The sequence below is a fragment of the Actinokineospora sp. HUAS TT18 genome, assembly GCF_051364635.1.
Classification (GTDB): domain Bacteria; phylum Actinomycetota; class Actinomycetes; order Mycobacteriales; family Pseudonocardiaceae; genus Actinokineospora.
Genome location: NZ_CP195645.1, coordinates 6,692,883 through 6,712,716 on the forward strand (window position 1 = coordinate 6,692,883; position 19,834 = coordinate 6,712,716).

Below are 19,834 nucleotides of genomic sequence, written 5' to 3' on the forward strand. Positions count from 1 at the left end.
AATCGCCGCCTGGGGAAACGAACGGGCGCTCAACGAGGGGAAGCGCTCGCTTGGTGCCTTCGGCAGGGCTCGAACCTGTGGCCCTGTGTCGCTGTGAAGGCTCCTGCTGAGGTTGATGTGCTGGTGTTGCGTGCGCTTGCTTGGTGCCTTCGGCAGGGCTCGAACCTGTGGCCCTGTGTCGCTGTGAAGGCTCCTGCTGAGGTTGATGTGCTGGTGTTGCGTGCGCTCGCTTGGTGCCCCCGGCAGGACTCGAACCTGCGGCCAAGAGCTTAGAAGGCTCCTGCTCTATCCGCTGAGCTACAGGGGCGTGGGGCGGCGCCTGCCGGAGCAGGTTAACCGTCCCGATTGATCTGATCGTTCCGAACGCCTCGACTGTTTCCCGTTCTCACCAGTCGAGTGACGAAGAAGACGCGACCGGGTCACACAGGTGCTGTCGAGGACCGCTCCACCAACGTGACGGGCAGGGTTCGGGGAGGTCCGGGTCTCGAGCCGCTGAGCAGGCTCAAGGCCAGCTCAGCGGCTGTGCGGCCCTTCTCAGCGAGGTCTTGTCGGACCGTGGTCAGCGGCGGGTCGGCCCAATGTGCGGCCGGGGTGTCGTCGAAGCCGACGATCGAGATGTCCGCGGGCACTCGCAGGCCCAGATCGTTCGCTGCGCGGACAGCGCCGATCGCCAGTTCGTCCGAAAGGCACAGCAGCGCGGTCGGTCGGGGCGAGCGGGTCAGCAGCCAGCGCGCTCCCTCACGGCCATGATCGCGCGCGCTGCAGGGGGCCTCCCACGTCGGCATGTCGCCGAACTCGCGGACGCACCCGCGCAGCCGGTCGCGCGTCACCCGGAACCGCGCGCCGCGTAGCCGCTCAGGTGACACAGGTCCGCGGTGGCCATCGGTGTCGAGGGCGAAGCTCAGCACCCCGACCCGGCGGTGGCCGAGCGCGCGCAGGTGGCGGGCGGCCAGGGCCGTTCCCGCCTCGTCGGCGACGTCCACTCTGGCCGTGTCGGGGAGGGCGGGCTGGTCGATCACGACCAGCGGCAGTGCCCGCGCCGACACCTGGGCCAGCGCGGGGGACTCGTCTGGAAGGGAGTACGCGATGGCGATGTCGGCCTGCGCCCGCGTGACGCTGTCGGGTGCGGGCCCCGCGCCGGTGCCAGGCAGCAGCAGGAGCGCGCGCTCGCGGTCCAACGTGGACGTGAGGCTGTCCAGCACGATCGACAGCGCCGGGTCGGTGAACGCCGCCGAAAGGCCGCCGCCGAGCATGACCGCCACAGCGCCGCTCTGGCGGGTGGCCAGGGAGCGGGCGACCGGATCGGGTCCGGCGTAGCCCAGCTCCGACGCCGCGCTGATGATCCGTTCGCGGAGGGCGGCGGAGAGCTGGTCTGGCCGGTTGTAGGCGTTCGACACCGTCGCCCGGGACACGCCGACCGCGTGCGCGACGGTGTCCAGGGTCGGTCGCCTGACCGGCTGCGGACTCACTCCTACAGCGTAGTCCGCGCCACTTTCGGCCCTTGAGCATAGCGATCTCTGAAGCGCTTCAGTTACCCTGGGTGGCGCCTAGCCTCGAAGGGGATGCCGTGCGGTCCGTGCTTGTCGTGTTCGTCCTGAATGGCCTGGTCTTCGGCTCGTGGGCGTCGCGCGTTCCCGCCCTCGCCGACCAGGTCGGCGCCGCCGAGGGCACCCTCGGCCTCGCGCTGCTGGGCGCCAGCGTCGGCATGATCGCCGTGGCCTCGCTCACCGGCAGCCTGTCGACCCGCTACGGCGCCCGCGTGCTCGTCGGCGGGTCCGGGCTGGCCGCGGCCCTGGTGGTCCCGTTCCTCGGCCTCGCCCCGAACCCTCTGGTCTTCGGCCTGGTCCTGGTTGCCCTCGGCGCCAGCGTGGGCATGCTCGACGTCGCGATGAACATCGCCGCGGTGACGGTCATCCGCCGCGTCGACCGGCCGCTCATGCCGATCTTCCATGCGGGCTTCAGCTTCGGCGGGCTACTCGGCGCCGCGGGGGCCGCGCTCGCCGCCGCCGTCGACTGGGCGCCGCTGCCGCACCTCACCGTTGTCGCGGTCGTCGTCGCGCTAGTGATCGTTGCGGTAGTGCGCGACGTGCCCAACGAGTCAACTACGCAACCGGAGACAACCCCTGGACCTGCGCCGACGCGCCGTCCGGTGCTCTGGCTGCTCGCCGCCGTCGCGCTCTGCTCGGCCGTCGCGGAAGGCGCCAGTGCGGACTGGTCGGCCCTCTTCGCCGCCGACTACCGCGGCCTCGGCGAGTCGTCCGCGGCGTTCGTCTACGGCACCTTCTCCATCGCCATGGCCGTGACACGCCTGCTCGGTGAACGCGCCGAGCGCCGCTTCGGCCCGTACCGGCTGCTCGTCGTCGGAGCGGTGGTCGCGGGCGCCGGACTGCTGCTCGCCTCGCAGGTCCCCTCCGCCTTCGCCACGTTCGCCGGGTTCGGCCTAGCCGGGATCGGCTTGGCCTACGCGTTCCCGATCGCGCTGGCCCTCGCGGGCGCCGCGGGCCGCAGGGCTGACGGAACCGGCGGCGAACGCGAGATCGGGTTCGTCACCGCGATCGCCTACACCGGCTTCCTCGCCGGTCCGCCGCTGGTGGGCGGCATCGCGCACCTGAGCGACCTCGCCGTCGCGCTCTCCTTCGCCGGGATAGTCGCCGCGCTGATCGCACCCCTATCCCTCGCGTCGAGAGAGAAGGCCGTTAACCGGGAATTCCTAGTCTCTCCTGCGCCGAAATAGGTCCGACTAGGCTTGCCCACGTGGACAGCCCGCCGGAAAACAAGGCCGCACCGAGGCGCGGGGCGGGACTCGCGCCGCTGCTCGTGGTCGGCACCCTGCTCGCCGCGCTGATCGCCGCGGTACTGGTGATGCTGTCCGGGGGCAGCAGGTACGTCATCCTCGGCCTGCCGACGCCCGACGCGTTCACCGAACACGGGCTGACCGTCGTGCGCGTGCTCGCCGAGGTCGGCTCGGTGATCACGGTGGGATCGCTGCTGTTCGCCGTGTTCCTGGTGCCGCCTCGCGCGGACGGCGTCCTCGACGTCGGCGGCTACGCGGCGCTGCGGACCGCGGCGTGGGGCGCGGCGGCCTGGTTCGTCGGCGCTCTGCTGTCGGCGCCGTTCACCGCGGCCGACGCGGTCGGCAGGCCGCTGGCCGACATCCTGCCCGCCGACATCCTGGTCAACCTGGTCGGCACGCTGTCGCAGGCGAAGTCGTGGCTGTTCACCGCCGCCATCGCGCTGCTCGTGCTGGTCGGCACCCGCATCGTGCTCACCTGGGGCTGGACGGCCGGGCTGTTCGGCGTCGCCGTGTTCGGCCTGATGCCGGTCGCGGTGACCGGCCACTCGTCCAGCGGCGGCCAGCACGATCTGGCCACCAACAGCCTGCTGCTGCACCTGGTCGCCGCGGCGCTATGGGTGGGCGGCCTGATCGCGCTGCTCGCGCACGGCCGCCGCCAGGGCGAACACCTCGGCCTCGCCGCGTCCCGGTTCTCCCGGATCGCGCTGGTCTGCTGGGTCGTGATGGCTGGGTCGGGCGTAGTCAACGCGCTTGTTCGGCTGCCGCTCAGCGACCTGTTCACCACCTCGTACGGGCTGCTGGTGCTGGCCAAGGTCGCCGCGCTGCTCGTGCTCGGCGGCTTCGGCTACCTGCAGCGCGAACGCGGCGTGAAGGGCATCGTCGAACAAGGCTCCGGCGCGACGCTGCTGCGGCTGGCCGCCGCCGAGGTGCTGCTCATGCTGATCACCTTCGGCATCGCCGCGGGCCTGGCCCGCACACCGCCGCCGCGCACCGCCTACGTCGAGCCCGGCCGGGTCGAGCTGCAACTCGGCTACCCGCTCGACTACGCGCCGACGACGCTGCGCCTGCTGTTCGACGTCCGGTTCGACTTGATCTTCGGCACTCTCGCCCTCGTGCTCGCCGCGTTCTATCTGCGCGGCGTGTTCCGCCTGCGTCGCGAGGGCGTCAAGTGGCCCGTCGGCCGCACGGTCGCGTGGCTGCTGGGCTGCTTCGTGATCCTGTTCGCCACCTCGTCCGGCTTCGGCCGCTACGCCCCGGCGATGTTCAGCGTCCACATGCAGACCCACATGATGCTGAGCATGCTCGCCCCGATCCTGCTGGTCCTGGGCGCGCCGATGACGCTGGCCCTGCGCGCGATCAAGCCCGCGGGCAAGGACGCGCCGCCCGGGCCGCGCGAGTGGATTCTGACGTTCATCCACTCCCCGATCACTCGGGCGCTGACCAACCCGGTCGTGGTGCTGGTGTTGTTCGTCGGGTCGTTCTACGGGCTCTATCTGTCCGGTTTGTTCGATTCGGCGCTGCCCGAGCACTGGGCGCACCTGCTGATGAACGCCCACTTCCTACTGGTCGGCTACCTCTTCTACTGGTCGGTGATCTCCATCGACCCGGCACCGCGCAAGCTGCCCCACCTGGCCCGTCTCGGCCTGGTCTTCGCGTCGATGCCGTTCCACGCCTTCTTCGGCGTGATCCTGATGAGCATGCAGACGGTCGTGGGGGAGCAGTTCTACCGCGGCCTCGCGCTGCCGTGGAACGCCGATCTGCTCGCCGATCAGCGGCTCGGCGGCGGCATCGCGTGGGCGTCCGGCGAGATTCCCCTGCTGGTCGTGCTGATCGCGCTGCTCGTGCAGTGGGCGCGCGCCGACGACCGCGAGGCCCGCCGCACCGACCGGCGGCTCGACTCCGGCGACAGCGACGACCTCGACGCCTACAACGCGATGCTCAAGCAGATGGCCAAGGAGCCCTGAGTTGTCCACATCGCGCTGAGCTGTCCACAGTTCGCGCACGCCACTGGTCGCCGTCCTCCCGGCGCGGGAACGTTGAGTCACAACGACCCGTGACGAGAGGACGGAACTGTGTACGAGACCTGGGTGACCATGGTCGGCTGGGTGGCGGGTGAGATCACCAAGCGGCGGACCGGCGACAACGTCCCGGTGATGAGCTTCCGGTTGGACGTCCACGAACGCCGCTACAACCCCGAGACCCGCGAGTGGATCGACGGCGAGCGCATGTTCGTCTCGGTCCACTGCTGGCGCGACATGGGCGAGAACGTCGCGACGTCGCTGCGCCGCGGCGACCGGGTGATCGTCTTCGGGCGGATGTACCACCGCGAGTACGTGTCGGGTCAGCACCAGCGCCTCAGCGTCGAGCTCGATGCCCGATCGATCGGCCCCGACCTGGCCCGATGCGCGGTCTCGGTCAACCGCGAGCCGAAAGCTGCGGAGCCGCAGCTCGCACTCGTCCCGGCTGCCGTGGCGGCTGAGGAGCCCGCCGTCGCGGAGCAGGTGGCCGCGTGAGCCGGTCAGTGGTTCCGCAGCGCCTTCACCAGTTCCTGCTTGTTCATCGACGACCGGCCTTCGATCCCGATCTCCGCCGCGCGTTTGCGCAGCTTGTCGACCGTCCAGTCGTCGTAGGAGCCCGACTTCCCGCCCCGGCGCGAGACCTTCGAATGGCCTTCGGCCGCCACCGCGTTGGAGATGCGTGCCGCCTTCTCCTTGGACTCGCCGTCCTCGCGAAGGTCGCGGTACAGGCGTTCGTTCTTGATGCTCGGATTCGGCATGTCCTTGCTCCTTTCGCGATCCACCCAGTGGGTGCCCGCCACGCCTGTCGCACAAACCCGGGTGCTGACTCCTTGCGTTCGCCGCCTGTTCGCTGCGGCATCAGCCCTGGTTGGGCCGGGGGAGCGGTCGCGCGAGGTCCCCCGAACGGCGGTTCCAACCGACCCTCAGCCGGTCAACCGGCCGACCGCGATCAGACGCCGTGGCGGACCGCTCTACGATCGCGAGCATGGCCGAGTTCATCTACACCATGAAGAAGGTGCGCAAGGCGCACGGGGACAAGGTCATCCTTGATGACGTCACCCTCAACTTCCTGCCCGGCGCGAAGATCGGCGTCGTCGGTCCCAACGGCGCGGGCAAGTCCAGCGTGCTCAAGATCATGGCGGGTCTCGACCAGCCCAACAACGGCGAGGCGTTCCTCTCGCCGGGCTACTCGGTCGGGATCCTCCAGCAGGAGCCGCCGCTGAACGAGGAGAAGACCGTCCTGGGCAATGTCCAGGAGGCCGTCGGTGACATCAAGGCCAAGCTCGACCGGTTCAACGAGATCGCCGAACTGATGGCCACCGAGTACTCCGACGAGCTCATGGAGGAAATGGGCAAACTTCAGGAGGAGCTCGACCACGCCGACGCGTGGGACCTGGACTCCCAGTTGGAGCAGGCGATGGACGCGCTGCGGTGCCCGCCGCCGGACGCCGACGTCACGGTGCTGTCCGGAGGTGAGCGCCGCCGGGTGGCGCTGTGCAAGCTGCTGCTGTCCAAGCCCGACCTGCTGCTGCTCGACGAGCCCACCAACCACCTCGACGCCGAGAGTGTCCTCTGGCTCGAACAGCACCTGGCGCAGTACCCCGGTGCCGTCCTCGCCGTGACCCACGACCGGTACTTCCTGGACAACCTCGCCGAGTGGATCCTGGAGATCGACCGCGGCCGCACCTACCCGTACGAAGGCAACTACTCCACCTACCTGGAGAAGAAGGCCGAGCGGCTCGCCGTGCAGGGCAAGAAGGACCAGAAGCTGCAGAAGCGCCTCAAGGAGGAGCTTGCCTGGGTGCGGTCCAACGCCAAGGCGCGGCAGACCAAGTCCCGGTCGCGCCTCGAGCGCTACGAGGAGATGGCGGCGGAGGCCGAGAAGACGAGGAAGCTCGACTTCGAGGAGATCCAGATCCCGCCGGGTCCGCGCCTGGGCAGCGTCGTGGTCGACGTCAAGAACCTGGAGAAGGGGTTCGACGGGCGGGTCCTCATCGACGGGCTGTCGTTCGACCTGCCGCGCAACGGCATCATCGGCGTCATCGGTCCCAACGGCGTCGGCAAGACGACGCTGTTCAAGACCATCGTCGGCCTGGAGAAGCCGGACGCGGGCGAGGTCAAGGTCGGCGAGACGGTGCTGCTGTCCTACGTCGACCAGAACCGCGCCAACATCGACCCGAAGAAGACCGTCTTCGAGACGGTGTCCGGCGGGCTCGACTACATCAAGGTCGGCCTGGTCGAGATGCCGTCGCGGGCCTATGTCAGCGCGTTCGGGTTCAAGGGTCCCGACCAGCAGAAGCCCGCGGGCGTGCTGTCGGGCGGTGAGCGCAACCGGCTCAACCTCGCGCTCACGCTGAAGCAGGGTGGAAACCTGATCCTGCTCGACGAACCGACGAACGACCTCGACGTCGAGACCCTGGGGTCGCTGGAGAACGCGCTGGAGCAGTTCCCTGGCTGCGCCGTGGTCATCTCCCACGACCGGTGGTTCCTCGACCGGACCTGCACCCACATCCTGGCGTGGGAGGGCACCGAGGAGAACCCGGCCAAGTGGTTCTGGTTCGAGGGCAACTTCGAGGGCTACGAGAAGAACAAGATCGACCGACTGGGCGCGGACGCCGCCCGTCCACACCGGGTCACCTATCGCAAGCTGACCCGGGATTAGACGGGAGACCGGCTAGTGGCGGCCTGGAACGAGTTACCCGCGGCAGGCGGCACGTCCGAGTGCGACGCACTCGTCGACGTCGCCGCCCGCCTGCGGTGGAGCGCTCCCGAACTGTCCGCGCAGTTCGCCGAGCGCGCGCTCGGTGCCGCCGACCAGGCGACCAGGACCAGGGCACAGGCCCTGCTGGCCGCCGCGCTGGTCACCCTCGGCCGACACGCCGAAGCCGTCGAACCCGGCCTGGCCGCCCTGCACGCCACCACGGCGGGCGGCCAGGTCGACCGGTCGGCCCGGCTGCGGGTCGCCCTCGCCGCGTGCGCGCGTGCGCTGGGGGAGCCGCTGACCGGGTGTGAGGTGCTGCGCCCGGTCCTGCAGACGAAGACGGCCAAGCCCGCCGTTCGCGCGATCGCGCTCGGCCAGTTCGTCACGTGCGCCGCCCACGTCGGCGGCCGCGACGACCTGGAGGACGCCCTCGCCGAGGCCGAGCGCCTGCTCGCCGCCGACGAGCGCCTGACCCAGGACGCCCGCCGCGTCGAGACCGCCCTGCTCAACGTGCGCGCCGCCTCCTACCACCGCCGCCACGGCGACACCGAGGCCGCCGCCGACATCGCCCGCGCGGGCCTGGCCATGATCCAACGCCTGCACGACCCGGCGAGTGAGGGCGGCAGGGCCCGCGCCCGCCTCACCCTCGAACTCGTCTGCGCTCTCCTCGACGACGGCCACCTGGACGACGCGCTCGACGCCGCCGACCTCGCCCTCGCCGTCCCCACCCGCGCCGCGTCGGCCCCCGCCATGGGCAGGCTCCGCCTCGCCCTCGCCACCCGCGTGCACATCCCCGCGGGCCGCACCGACATCGGCCGCGGCATGATCGCCGAGGTCGTCGAGAGCGCCGAACGCCACACCCTCGACTCCCTCCTGGCCGACGCCTGGACCTTCCTCGCCCACGCCGACGAGGAAGCCCACCGCCCAGCCGACGCACTCCACGCCCTCCGCTCAGCCCGCGCGGCCGAATACCGCCACCTGCGCGCGGTTGACCTGGCCCGCCACCGCCTGAGCACCGAATTCGGCCTGGAGTCTCGCCCCGACCGCGCCGTCGCCCAACTCCGCGCCGTCGCCCGCACCGGAGCCCCCCGCACCCACGCCGCCCCGACGTCGATCCCGCTGCCGGACCAGACCTCGCGCCGCCCCACCCGCGGCCCGCTCACCCCGATCAGCGAGACCGCCGCCCAGCCCGGCCGCGTGGAAGTCCGCCGCCCCACCCGATCCACCGACACCCAGTCACCCGCCGCGGGCCCGGCCGAGGCCGGCACCGCTGCCTCAACCGGTCCTGGCATCGATGCGGGACTCGCTCAGCCGGCGCCGGTTGACTCCGACCTAGCCCAGACTGACGCCCCCGGTCGGCACTCGGATCCCGTTCCCGTCACTGATGACTCGTACGTCCCCGCCGTCGCTTCCGCGCAGGAGCCCGCCTCCCACCAGGCACCCGATTCCTCCGAAGCCGAGGCGGACTTCGGGCTCGTGCCCGAGGCCGCCATCGACGCGGTCCCCGCCGTCGCTTCACTGGGTGTGACGAGCGCCGAGCTGAACGCCTTGTTCGCCCACTTCCCGGCCGAAACCCCTGCCACCCGCGAGTCCACGGGCAGGCGGGCCAAGCCGTTCAAGCAGTCCGGGGCGGTGTTCTCGCTGGTACTCGTCCACGTGGCCCCCCTCGGCACGGTCCCGGCCATCGAACCGGAGGAACCCCCGGTCCCCGTCGGCGGCGACGTCGCCCTGAACGCCCTCGCCTCCCACGTGCGCGACCTGGCACCCCCCGCGGCCGAGCTCCTCCGAACCGACCTCGGCGAGTTCGCCGTCCTGCTCCCCAACACCGACCACGCCGCAGCCCTCCAACTGGCCGCCACCATCCGCGACCGCGCAACCGAGTCGGCTTGGCTAGTCGACGACCAGGGCCGCGACCTGGCAATCCGCACCGGCGCCGCCACCCACCCCGCCGCAGGCGACTCCCCCCGCGACGGCGTCGACCCCCTCCTGGCCGCCGCCCGCGCCGCCCTCTCCCCACCCGCCGCCCCCACCGACGCCCCCCACCCCGACGCACCCCCGGCCCAAGGCGCCGACTCGCCGCAGGCCGGCGCGCCCTCGGTGCATGCGGCCCCCACCGATTCGCCCCACGCCGGCGCACCCCCGGCCCAAGGCGCCGACTCGCCGCAGGCCGGCGCGCCCTCGGTGCATGGGGCTTTTGCCGCCGATTCGACCCTCTCCGGCGCGGCTCCGATCCACCCAGCCTTCGCCGGCGACTCGCCTCAATCTGCGGCGCCGGTTCGCTCAACCCTCGCCAGCGAGGACGTGCCCGACTCTGCTGCCGCTCCGGTCCACTCGACGCCCGCTACTACCGACTCGTCCCATTCAGGCGCGGCTTCGGTCGACGCAGCTCCCGCCGGCGACTCGCCCCTTCCTGACGACGACTCCCCGCTGCCACGGAGGGATCGCCGCGCCGAGGAGATCGAACCCACCTCGGACGCCCAGTCCCTCCTCAGCCGCTTTGGCATCGAACCCCGCCAAGGCGGCCGCCGCCGCGCGCCGGAGGACGACTTCCCGTTCGACCTGCTGCCCGCCCCGCCGATGCTGCCGGGTTCCTTCGAGCCGACGCTCCCCGAACTGACCGACCCCGAGCAAGACCAGCCAACTCCGGTAGACACCAGCCCAGACGGCGATTCGCGGCTGCCGGCCAACTTGGGCTCCGACGAGCCTTCACCTCGCGCGGAGGACGTCGCGCCCAACCCGGAGACCGGCGACACTGCGCCGCCACCCCACGGCTCCCCGTCGGCCCCGGATCTCGACGTGACTTCGCGGGGTTCGCGTGGCGCGGATTCGGCGGTGGGTGATCGGGACTCCGACGGGATCTCGCGGGGTTCGCGCGGTGTGGATTCGGTGCGGGGTGATCGGGATTCCGAGGTGATCGCCCGAGAGTCGCGCGGTGCGGATTCGCAGGGTGATCGGGATTTGGATAAGGCTTCGCGCGGTGTTGGCTCGGTGCGGGGGGATCGGGAGCGGGGTGAGACCCCGAAGTCGGATCGCGTGGATTTCTCGGCGCAGGGTGATCCGGCGTCGGGCGAGCCCTCGCACCACTCAAGCTCGGCTGACTCGGCGGGTTCGCATCGCGCGGGTGTGCTGAGCCCGGGCGATTCCGCTGGGGAGACTTCGCGGGTCGCGCAGCGGTCGATCGTGAGTGAGCCCAACGTTGGTGAGACGGCCGACGGGAGTGTTTCCGAGGAGCAGTCGATTCCCGTCGAGCCGGAGCCCGACGAGATTCCCGAGCCCCCGCGCCGACCGGACTATCCCACCCCGCCTGGGCCGGAGCCGCTGCCCGGTCCGAACCCCGACGGCGTTCCGCCGGCCGAACCCGACCCTGACATCGAACCGCCGCCTTCCGCGGCTGAGATGTTGGCGCGGTTGAGTGCGTTGCTGGCGGTGCCGCCGTCGTCGGGGGAGACGACGATCGAGGAACTCATTCAGTTGGCGGTCGAGCCGCTCGACCGTGGGCTCAGCTTCGACCGGGACGCGTCGGGAATCGCCACGTTTCCCGGTGCGGACGGGGCGGTCGGTGAAACCGCCGCGATTACCGAGAAGCCGGGTGACGAGGCGCGCGCCGATGCCGGCCGCGACGCCGCCGTCGAGCCCGTTGGCGATGCCGCCCGACCTGCTGGCGGCGATGTCGCCGTCAGGTCCATGGGCACTGCGGCCGACACCGCCGCCGTCGAGCCCGCGGAAACCGCGGTCGAACCTGGCCCCACCACCGCCAACCCCACCGCAGAGCCGCCCCCTTCCCCCGCCGCAGACGAGCCAGAGCCGCCCGCTTCCCCCGCCGCCGAGGCCGCCGCAGACGATCAACCGGATACCGCCTCCGCTGGTGCGGCCGCCGTTGCCGCCGGTCCGGCCGTTGCGGATCGCGGAGTGATCGAGTCACGGCTGGACGGCGCCGCCGGGGAAAACGACCCCGCGGAAAGACCCGCCGAAACATCCACCACCGCCCGCTCAGCCGCCGCAGCCGCGTGGGCCCGCCGGACCGCCGACGACTCGCCCTCCGTCCGCAGGCTCGGGTCCCGCCGCGAGCGGACCTCTTCCTCCGGCCTGGCTGATCTGCTCGCCGAGGCCATGGTCGCCTTCCAGGAGACCCAGCCCCAGCGCGACCTCGAAACCGCCGGCACCTGGGCCGCCGACGCGCGCGCTGTCGATCCGGAGCCCGAGCCGGAGACCGGGGGCAGGCGCCGGGCGCCGGAGGCCGAGCCGCCGCTGGGCAGGCACCGCTCGTCCGAGTGGGCGCCCGCCGACATCGATTCGGGATGAGACGAGCCGAAGTCCGCACGGTCCGAGTCCCAACCGGACGCACACCACGTCAACATTCCGTTACAGGGAAACGACCTGACCCGGTGCGCCCCAGAGCGTCACGCCACGGCACTAGTGTGTGAGCTGCATGTGGCACACCGGCGTGCCGCCTAGCGTGGAGTCGCCTGAAAATGACCTCGACTGGAATTCGCACCGCTAGAGCCGTCAGCGTCGACGGTTCCGACGACGGACGCCCGGTCAGCCCCAGTCCCGAGCAAACCCGAGACGAGCTCATCGAGTCGGCCGCCGAGCAGGCGCCCGATATCGCGGACCTGATCCGCCTCTACTACCGCTACATCCCGCCGGAGGAAGTCCTCGACGACGACCCCGTCGACCTGGTCGGTGCCGTGCGCTCGCACGCCCAGCTGGCCGAGCGTCGGGTCAAGGGCCGTCCGGCGGTCCGCATGGTGAACCCCAGCGACAGCCAGGACGGGTGGAGCACGCCCGGTTCGGTCGTCCAACTGGTCACCGATGACATGCCCTACCTCGTGGAGAGCGTGTCCGCCGAGCTTGTGCGCAGCGGCGTCCAGGTGCAGCGCGTGGTCCACCCGATCGTGGTGGTTCAACGGGATGTCACCGGCAACCTGCGAGAAGTCCTTCCGACCGCCGACCCGGACGACCCGCCCGCGGGCGCGTTCGCCGAGTCGTGGATGTATATCGAGGTCGACCTCGTCAACGACGGCGAGCGGGCACGGGAGATCGAGAACAGCCTGCTGAGCGTGCTCACCGACGTCCGCGAGGTCGTCGAGGACACCGACCGCATGGTCAGCACCGCCAAAGCCCTCGCCGACCAACTGGAGGCGAACCCGCCCGCGCTGGAGGGCGAGCAGGTCGCCGACGGTGCCGCGCTGCTGCGCTGGCTGGCCAAGGGCCACTTCACCTTCCTCGGCTACCGCCACTACGAGCTGGTCCGCGGCGACGAGCCCGCCCTGCGCGCCGTCCTCGCCACCGGCCTCGGCGTCCTTCGCCAGGACAGCTTGGCCTCTCGCAGCCTCACCGCGGGCCCGGACTCCTCGACTCACGCGCTGTCGTCCGACCTGCTGGTCCTCACCGAGGCGAGCGCCCCGTCGACGGTCCACCGCTCGACGTACCCGTACTACGTCGGCGTGAAGACCTTCGACGCCGAGGGCAACGCCACCGGCGAGCACCGTTTCCTGGGTGTGTTCACGACGAGCGCCCTGCACGAGGACGTCCTCGACATCCCCGTGGTGGAGCGCCGGGTGCGCGAGGTCATCCACCGCGCGGGCTTCCCGATGGAGTCCTACTCGGGCCAGCGCATGCTGGAGGTCATCCAGAACTGGCCGCGCGCCGAGCTGTTCTCCACCACGTCCGACTCGCTTTACACGACCGCGACCGGCGTCATCGCGCTCGCCGACCGCCGCCGCCTGCGGCTGTTCCTGCGGCAGGACCCGTTCGGCCGGTTCTTCTCCTGCCTGGTCTTCCTCCCGCGCGACCGCTACACCACCACGACCCGCATCGCGATGCAGGAAGTGCTGCTCGACGAGCTCGCCGGGACGAACCTGGAGTTCAGCACGCGGGTCGGGGAGACCCCGCTGGCGCAGGTGTACTTCATCGTCCACACCGATCCGGGCAGCGACGTCGAGCCCGACGTCAACCGCATCCAGGAACGCCTCACCGAGGCCGTCCGGTCGTGGGACGACCGCATGGTCGAGGCCGTCATCGGCGAGGGCCGCGAGGACACCGGCGAGTCGCCCACCGAGCAGGGCCAGCGCTTCGCCAGCGTGTTCCCCGAGGCGTACAAGGAGGACTTCTCCGCCGCCGACGCCCTCGCCGACCTGCGCAAACTCCAGGGCCTCAGCGGCGAGGACGACCTGGACATGTCGTTCTACCTGCCGGAGGACGCCGAGCCGGGGGAGCGCCGCTTCAAGCTCTACCTCGCGGGCGAGGGCGTGACGCTGTCCAAGGTGCTGCCCGTCCTGCAGCAGATGGGCGTCGAGGTCGTCGACGAGCGCCCGTACGAGCTGCGCCGCGACGACGGCACCACCTGGTGGATCTACGACTTCGGCCTGCGCGTCGACCCGGCGATCTTCACCCACCTGTCGCCGGAGAAGGCCGACTCGGTCAAGATCGGCTTCCAGGAGGCGTTCCGGGCCATCTGGAAGGGCGACGCCGAGTCGGACAACTTCAACGCCATGGTCCTGCGCGGCCTGACCTGGCGGCAGGCGTCCATCCTGCGCGCCTACTCGCGTTACCTGCGCCAGGCGGGCACCCCGTACAGCCAGGAGTACATCGAGGACGCCGTCCTCGCGCACACCGCCATCGCGCTCGCGCTGGTCGAGCTGTTCGAGGCGTGCTTCAACCCGGCGTCGCCGGAGGCCGAGCGCAAGGCCCAGGCCGAGGCCAGGATCGCCGAGATCACCACCATGATCGACGGCGTCACCAGCCTCGACGAGGACCGCATCCTGCGCAGCCTGCTCACCCTCATCCGGGCCACGCTGCGCACGAACTACTACGTGCGCGACGAGCAGGGCGAGCCGCGTTCGTACCTGGCGGTGAAGCTGGAGCCGCGCGCGGTGCCGGATCTGCCGGAGCCGCGGCCGCGGTTCGAGATCTTCGTGTGCTCGCCGCGGGTGGAGGGCGTCCATCTGCGGTTCGGTTCGGTGGCGCGCGGTGGTCTGCGCTGGTCGGACCGCCGGGAGGACTTCCGCACCGAGGTGTTGGGCCTGGTCAAGGCGCAGGCGGTGAAGAACGCGGTGATCGTGCCGGTGGGCGCGAAGGGCGGGTTCTTCGTCAAGCGGCCCGCGGCCCCGACCGGAGACCCGGGCGTCGACCGCGAGAACTTCATGGCCGAGGGCATCGCCTGCTACCGCATGTTCATCAGCGGCCTGCTCGACCTGACCGACAACCTGCAGTCCGGCGAGGTCATCCCGGCCAGGGACGTCGTCCGCTACGACGCCGACGACACCTACCTGGTCGTCGCCGCCGACAAGGGCACCGCGACGTTCTCCGACATCGCCAACGACGTGGCCAAGAGCTACGGCTTCTGGCTGGGCGACGCGTTCGCCTCCGGTGGCTCGGTCGGCTACGACCACAAGGCCATGGGCATCACCGCCCGCGGCGCGTGGGAGAGCGTGAAGCGGCACTTCCGCGAGCTCGGCGTCGACACCCAGTCGGAGGACTTCACCGTCGTCGGTGTGGGTGACATGTCCGGCGACGTGTTCGGCAACGGCATGCTGCTGTCGGAGCACATTCGCCTGGTCGCCGCGTTCGACCACCGGCACATCTTCATCGACCCCGACCCGGTGGCCGCGCCGAGCTTCGCCGAGCGCAAGCGCCTGTTCGACCTGCCGCGCTCGTCGTGGGACGACTACAACCGCGAGCTGATCAGCGAGGGCGGCGGCGTGTGGCCGCGCACCCTCAAGGCCATCCCGATCAGCCCGCAGGCCGCCGCCGCGCTCAGCCTGCCCGAGGGCGTCGACAAGCTCTCCCCGCAGGAGCTGATGAACGCGATCCTGCTCGCGCGGGTCGACCTGCTGTGGAACGGCGGCATCGGCACCTACGTCAAGGCCACCGCCGAGACCCACGCCGACGTCGGCGACAAGGCCAACGACGCGGTCCGCGTCGACGGCGCCGCGCTGCGGGTCAAGGTCATCGGCGAGGGCGGCAACCTGGGCCTGACCCAGCGGGGCCGCATCGAGTTCGCCCGCGTCGGCGGCCCGGAGGGCACCGGCGGCAAGGTCAACACCGACGCGCTGGACAACTCCGCCGGTGTCGACTGCTCCGACCACGAGGTCAACATCAAGATCCTGCTCGACGAGCTGTGCCGCCGCGGCGACCTCGACGCCGAGAGCCGCAACGCCCTGCTCGCCGAGATGACCGACGAGGTCGGCGAACTGGTCCTGGCCGACAACTACCGGCAGAACGCGGTGCTCGGCGTCAGCCGGGCGCACGCCGCGCCGATGCTGTCGGTGCACGCCCGGCTGGTCGAGGCGCTGGAGCAGGGCAAGGTCCTGGACCGCAAGCTGGAGGCGCTCCCCACGCGCGCCCAGTTCGCGGCGATGGACAAGGCGGGCGACGCGCTGTCGTCGCCGGAGCTGGCCACGCTGCTCGCGCACGTGAAGCTCTCGCTGAAGGAGAAGGTGCTCGCCAGCGAGCTGCCCGACCAGGACGTCTTCGCGCGCAGGCTCCCGGAGTACTTCCCGACGCCGCTGCGGGAGCGCTTCGGCAAGGCCATCGCCGAGCACCCGCTGCACCGGCAGATCACCACGACGCTGCTGGTCAACGAGGTCGTCGACGGCGCGGGCATCTCGTATGCCTTCCGCCTGGCCGAGGAGATCAGCGCGACGGCGACCGACGCCGTGCGGGCCTTCGCGGTGGCCACCAGGGTCTACGACCTGCCGTCGGTGTGGGCCGAGATCGACGCGCTGGACAACGTCATCCCGACCGACGTCGCCGACCAGATGGTGCTCGCCACCCGCCGCCTGCTCGACCGGGCGTCGCGGTGGCTGCTCACCAACCGCCCGCAGCCGCTGGCCGTGGGCGCGGAGATCATCCGCTTCCGCGACGCCGTGCGATCTCTGGCGCCGACGGTCAGCGGGATGCTGCGTGGCAGCGCGCGCGAGGAGGCCGAGGCCGACGCCGCGGCGATGATCGCCAGCGGTGCCCCCGCCGACCTGGCCAACCGCGTCTCGGCGATGCTCGACTGGTACTGCCTGCTCGACATCATCGAGGTGGCGGAGCTGGCCGAGCGCGACGAGGGCTACGACGAGCGCAGCGCCACCGAGGCCGCCGAGCTGTACTTCGCGCTGTCCGACCACCTCAACATCGATCAGATGCTGACGGCGGTCAGCGCGCTGGAGCGCGGCAACCGCTGGCACGCGCTGGCCAGGCTCGCGCTGCGGGACGACTTCTACGGGTCGCTGCGCGCGATCACGCTGGACGTCCTGCGGCAGAGCGACCCCGGCGACTCCGCCGACGACAAGATCGCCGCGTGGGAGAGCCACAACGCCTCCCGGCTCAACCGTGCGCGCTCGTCGCTGGCGGAGATCCGGGGCGCGGGTGTGTTCGACCTGGCCACGCTGTCGGTCGCGGCTCGGCAGATCCGCAGCATGGTTCGTTAGCCGGTGCCCGCCCTCCCAGCCCCGTCTCGGGGCTGGGAGGTGCGGGTAGGGTTTGGGGACGACGCTGGGCGGAGGGTGAGTCTGTGGGTGTTTTCGTTTCCGAGGTGCGGCCGCGCTGGTCGGACATGGACGCGTTCGGGCACGTGAACCACGCGAACACGGTGACCCTGCTCGAAGAGGCCCGGGTCGACCTGCTGTTCAACGAGGCCAAGCTGCGCGGCGTCATCGACCTCGCCCAGGGCGTGGTGATCGCCAAGCTCGCCGTGGAGTACCACCTGCCGCTGTTCGCCACCGGCGGGAAGGTCCGCATCGCGGTGTCGGTCCGCGAGATCCGCGGCGCGTACTTCATCCTGGACTACCTGGTGCACAACGGCCCCAAGGAGTCCGACCCGGTCGCCGTCACCGCGACGACGACGCTGGCGCCGTACGACCTGGCCAACGGCAAGCCGCGTCGCATCACCGACTCGGAACGCGACTTCCTCGCGGCGTGGCACAACGGTGGGAACGGCGGTGTTCTCCGTGCCTGAACTGTCTTTCGCCGACCCTTCCGACCGCGACGACCTTGGCGCGTTCGTCGCCCGCGCGGTGCGGTTGGACCCGCAGGCTGTAGTCCGGCTGCGCGGACGCGCGGGCGGGCTTGTCGACGCCTGGGTCGCCACACCGTTCGACGTGCTTGCGACCCGGACCGCGCGCGGTTCCGTGGAACCCAACGACATCACGGTCTTCGGCAACGAACTGCTCGCGGGCCTGGCAGTAGTGCGTAGCGACAGTTTCGACCCCGGCCCGTCCCGCGACATGCAGTGGCGATCGGCGCTGCCGCCCACGCAGCACTGGCAGATCGTCGACTCGATCCCCGCGCGCGCGGTTTCGGAGTTGACGGACAAGGGTTTGGCGGTCGCGCGGGAGAACGTCGGCCCGCAGGGCACGCCGCCCGCATCGCTGCTCGACCAGTCGGTGCTGACGGTGACGGGCGACGGCCTGGAGATCAAGGTGCCCCTGCGGTGCCTGTTCGCCTTGTCCGGCATGGGTTTCCTGACCGACGGCGACGACGACAACATCCGCGTCACGGCGACGGACGCCTGGATGCGCCTCGACGCCCGCTACGGCGCGGTCGTCCGGCGACGCCACGCTTTGCTGCCGCTGCTGGTCTAGCGGGTATGCGGCGCCAACAGCGCTTCCCAGCCGTCGGCTAGCTGTTTGTACTCGTCGGGGCAGGTGTCGGCGCGCTCCTTGGGCAGCTCGCCATCGTCCACAAGGAACTGAAACCGTTCGGCGTCGGCACCGTAGAGGTAGCAGAGGAAGTTGGCGGCCCGCTGCTGGTCGAGCGAGTGCGTGTCGTAGAAGGGGAGATCCTCCAGCCCCTGCACCTGCGCGGCGCTCAGGGAGTAGGAGTCGGCGACGGTGAGCAGGATGTCCTTGAACTCGTCGTCACTGGTGAGCACGTAGGCGGCGAGCTGGTCGGCGACGTCTTCTTCGCGGCCGGTGATCTTCAGGCCGAGTTCCCAGATCAGGGCGTGGCCCGCTTCGTGGTAGAGGGTGCCGACGGCGCTGTTGTAGACCTGCTGGTCGACGTCTTGATCCTCGGCGAAAAGCTTTCGCTCGGCGGCTTGGAGCTCGTAGCAGAGGGTGACGGTGTGTTCGTCGGGCTCGTAGAAGGCGTTGGCCTCACCGCAGTCCTTGGCGATGACCTGGACGTCGCGGGGGATGCGGACGTAGGTGTTCATGGAGTCGGCGAAGTCTTCGAGGACTTTGCGGTCGCGGAGGAGCTGCTCTTCGGCCTTGGTGGCTTCGCCTGCTTGCTGGTAGGCGGGGACGAATTTGCCTTCAGGGGGTGGGGCGCTGGTTGTCGGGGCGGGATCACCGGAACCACAGGCCGTCACGATCAGGAGGGCAGCGATCGCGAAGACACGCGCGGTCATGGATGGTCCGTTCAGCTTGATCGACTGGTCGATTCAGCCTAGCGGTGGGTGCTGGGGTCGGCACCCGATGCTGTTCCCACCCTGGCAACAAGGGCGGTCGCTGGTGACGGTGGGTGCTGGTCCAATCACGGCATGACGAAGTTCGGGAATGCGCGCAATCGTGGACTGGCGGCGGAACTGAAGAGCCTTCGCAAGGGTGCGGGGCTCACTCTGCGCCAGGTCGAGAAGAAGGTGGGGATCTCCATCGCGAGCCTCAGCCGCATGGAGGCTGGGCTGCGACCGATCACAGCGGTAATGGCATCCGCCCTGCTCACGGCCTACGAGGTCATCGGCCCAGATCGCGCGAGAATCCTTGTCCTGGCAACGCAGGTCAACCTCTCGGGCTGGCATGAAACCGACGGCGAGGGTGTGCCCCTCCATCTGCGCGCTCTGACCTGCTTCGAGGCCGAGGCCACTCGCATCGTGCACGCGGCGATGCTGCGCGTACCTGGCCTGCTGCAGACAGCGGACTATTTCCGTGCCACCTTGGCCGTGCTCGGATTCCCGGAGCAGAAGCGCGCGGAGATGGTGGCCGCTCGACTGGAGCGGCAGAAGGTGCTTCTGGGGCGGAATCCGCCGCGATACCTCGCGATCATCGATGAAGCCGTACTGCGCAGGCCAACCGGCAGCCGGGCACTGATGGCCGCCCAGTGTCAGCATCTCGCAGACATGGCGGACCTTCCCCATGTGGAGATCCGGGTCATCCCGTTCGAGCACGGAACGCATGCCGGCCTCGACGGGAGCTACGTGTGGATGGAGTTCGCGAAGAACCCGCCCATCGTCTACCTCGAACTGACCCAGTCATCAATGTTCCGGGATGCCGCGCATGAGATCCGGCCATACCGCGAAACCACGGATAAGCTGATGGCCGCCGCCCTCGGTTCAGCCGAATCGGTGAAGTTTCTCCGGCGCTTCGTTTCAACGTTTGGCAAGGAGTGAAA

General features: G+C 70.4%; 12 protein-coding genes and 1 tRNA gene. 9 read left to right on the forward strand and 4 right to left on the reverse strand.

Annotated features, from left to right (window positions below; translation table 11 throughout):
- Positions 1-231 precede the first annotated feature (231 nt).
- A tRNA-Arg gene (locus tag ACSHT8_RS31125) sits at positions 232-307 on the reverse strand.
- Between the two features lie 112 nt (positions 308-419).
- A complete protein-coding gene (locus ACSHT8_RS31130; RefSeq protein WP_436495040.1) occupies positions 420-1,469 on the reverse strand; it encodes a LacI family DNA-binding transcriptional regulator in 1,050 nt (349 codons plus the stop codon).
- Between the two features lie 98 nt (positions 1,470-1,567).
- On the opposite strand from ACSHT8_RS31130, the gene ACSHT8_RS31135 reads away from it, so the two are divergent.
- From ACSHT8_RS31135 to ACSHT8_RS31145, 3 genes are all read left to right on the forward strand, one after another.
- On the forward strand, positions 1,568-2,734 hold the full coding sequence (locus ACSHT8_RS31135) for an MFS transporter (protein WP_436495043.1): 1,167 nt from the start codon (positions 1,568-1,570) through the stop codon (positions 2,732-2,734).
- Positions 2,735-2,754: 20 nt separating this feature from the next.
- Complete coding sequence (locus ACSHT8_RS31140; protein ID WP_436495045.1) at positions 2,755-4,758, forward strand: cytochrome c oxidase assembly protein; 2,004 nt, start codon at positions 2,755-2,757, stop codon at positions 4,756-4,758.
- 108 nt (positions 4,759-4,866) lie between these two features.
- The gene (locus ACSHT8_RS31145; protein ID WP_436495047.1) at positions 4,867-5,307 is read left to right on the forward strand and encodes a single-stranded DNA-binding protein; all 441 of its coding nucleotides are present in this window, start codon (positions 4,867-4,869) and stop codon (positions 5,305-5,307) included.
- 5 nt (positions 5,308-5,312) lie between these two features.
- Here the strand turns inward: ACSHT8_RS31145 and ACSHT8_RS31150 are convergent, their stop codons facing one another.
- Positions 5,313-5,570 (reverse strand): DUF7218 family protein, encoded by a 258-nt coding sequence (locus ACSHT8_RS31150; protein WP_436495049.1) that lies wholly within the window; start codon positions 5,568-5,570, stop codon positions 5,313-5,315.
- 227 nt (positions 5,571-5,797) lie between these two features.
- On the opposite strand from ACSHT8_RS31150, the gene ettA reads away from it, so the two are divergent.
- The 5 genes from ettA (at position 5,798) to ACSHT8_RS31175 (ending at position 18,087) form a co-directional block, all read left to right on the forward strand.
- Positions 5,798-7,474, forward strand: coding sequence for an energy-dependent translational throttle protein EttA (ettA, locus tag ACSHT8_RS31155; protein WP_436495051.1), 1,677 nt, complete (start codon positions 5,798-5,800; stop codon positions 7,472-7,474).
- A gap of 15 nt (positions 7,475-7,489) precedes the next feature.
- The gene (locus ACSHT8_RS31160; protein ID WP_436495053.1) at positions 7,490-11,815 is read left to right on the forward strand and encodes a hypothetical protein; all 4,326 of its coding nucleotides are present in this window, start codon (positions 7,490-7,492) and stop codon (positions 11,813-11,815) included.
- A gap of 170 nt (positions 11,816-11,985) precedes the next feature.
- A complete protein-coding gene (locus ACSHT8_RS31165) occupies positions 11,986-16,935 on the forward strand; it encodes an NAD-glutamate dehydrogenase (RefSeq protein WP_436495055.1) in 4,950 nt (1,649 codons plus the stop codon).
- Between the two features lie 83 nt (positions 16,936-17,018).
- A complete protein-coding gene (locus tag ACSHT8_RS31170) occupies positions 17,019-17,462 on the forward strand; it encodes an acyl-CoA thioesterase (RefSeq protein WP_436495057.1) in 444 nt (147 codons plus the stop codon).
- The gene (locus ACSHT8_RS31175; protein WP_436495059.1) at positions 17,455-18,087 is read left to right on the forward strand and encodes a hypothetical protein; all 633 of its coding nucleotides are present in this window, start codon (positions 17,455-17,457) and stop codon (positions 18,085-18,087) included. Before ACSHT8_RS31170 ends, ACSHT8_RS31175 begins: the two co-directional genes overlap by 8 nt.
- Here the strand turns inward: ACSHT8_RS31175 and ACSHT8_RS31180 are convergent.
- Positions 18,084-18,854, reverse strand: coding sequence for a DUF4344 domain-containing metallopeptidase (locus ACSHT8_RS31180; RefSeq protein ID WP_436495061.1), 771 nt, complete (start codon positions 18,852-18,854; stop codon positions 18,084-18,086). The genes ACSHT8_RS31175 and ACSHT8_RS31180 overlap by 4 nt on opposite strands.
- Before the next feature lie 132 nt (positions 18,855-18,986).
- Here ACSHT8_RS31180 and ACSHT8_RS31185 point away from each other — a divergent pair, with 132 nt between their 5' ends.
- Positions 18,987-19,832: a helix-turn-helix domain-containing protein gene (locus tag ACSHT8_RS31185; protein ID WP_436495063.1), complete on the forward strand. Its 846-nt coding sequence runs from the start codon at positions 18,987-18,989 to the stop codon at positions 19,830-19,832.
- Positions 19,833-19,834: the final 2 nt, after the last annotated feature.

What these genes read in the sequence shown, in the direction of transcription:
- ACSHT8_RS31150 (WP_436495049.1), bottom strand. Translation starts at nt 5,570, where the DNA reads ATGCCGAATCCGAGCATCAAGAACGAACGCCTGTACCGCGACCTTCGC.
- ettA (WP_436495051.1), top strand. Translation starts at nt 5,798, where the DNA reads ATGGCCGAGTTCATCTACACCATGAAGAAGGTGCGCAAGGCGCACGGG.
- ACSHT8_RS31165 (WP_436495055.1), top strand. Translation starts at nt 11,986, where the DNA reads ATGACCTCGACTGGAATTCGCACCGCTAGAGCCGTCAGCGTCGACGGT.
- ACSHT8_RS31180 (WP_436495061.1), bottom strand. Translation starts at nt 18,854, where the DNA reads ATGACCGCGCGTGTCTTCGCGATCGCTGCCCTCCTGATCGTGACGGCC.
- ACSHT8_RS31185 (WP_436495063.1), top strand. Translation starts at nt 18,987, where the DNA reads ATGACGAAGTTCGGGAATGCGCGCAATCGTGGACTGGCGGCGGAACTG.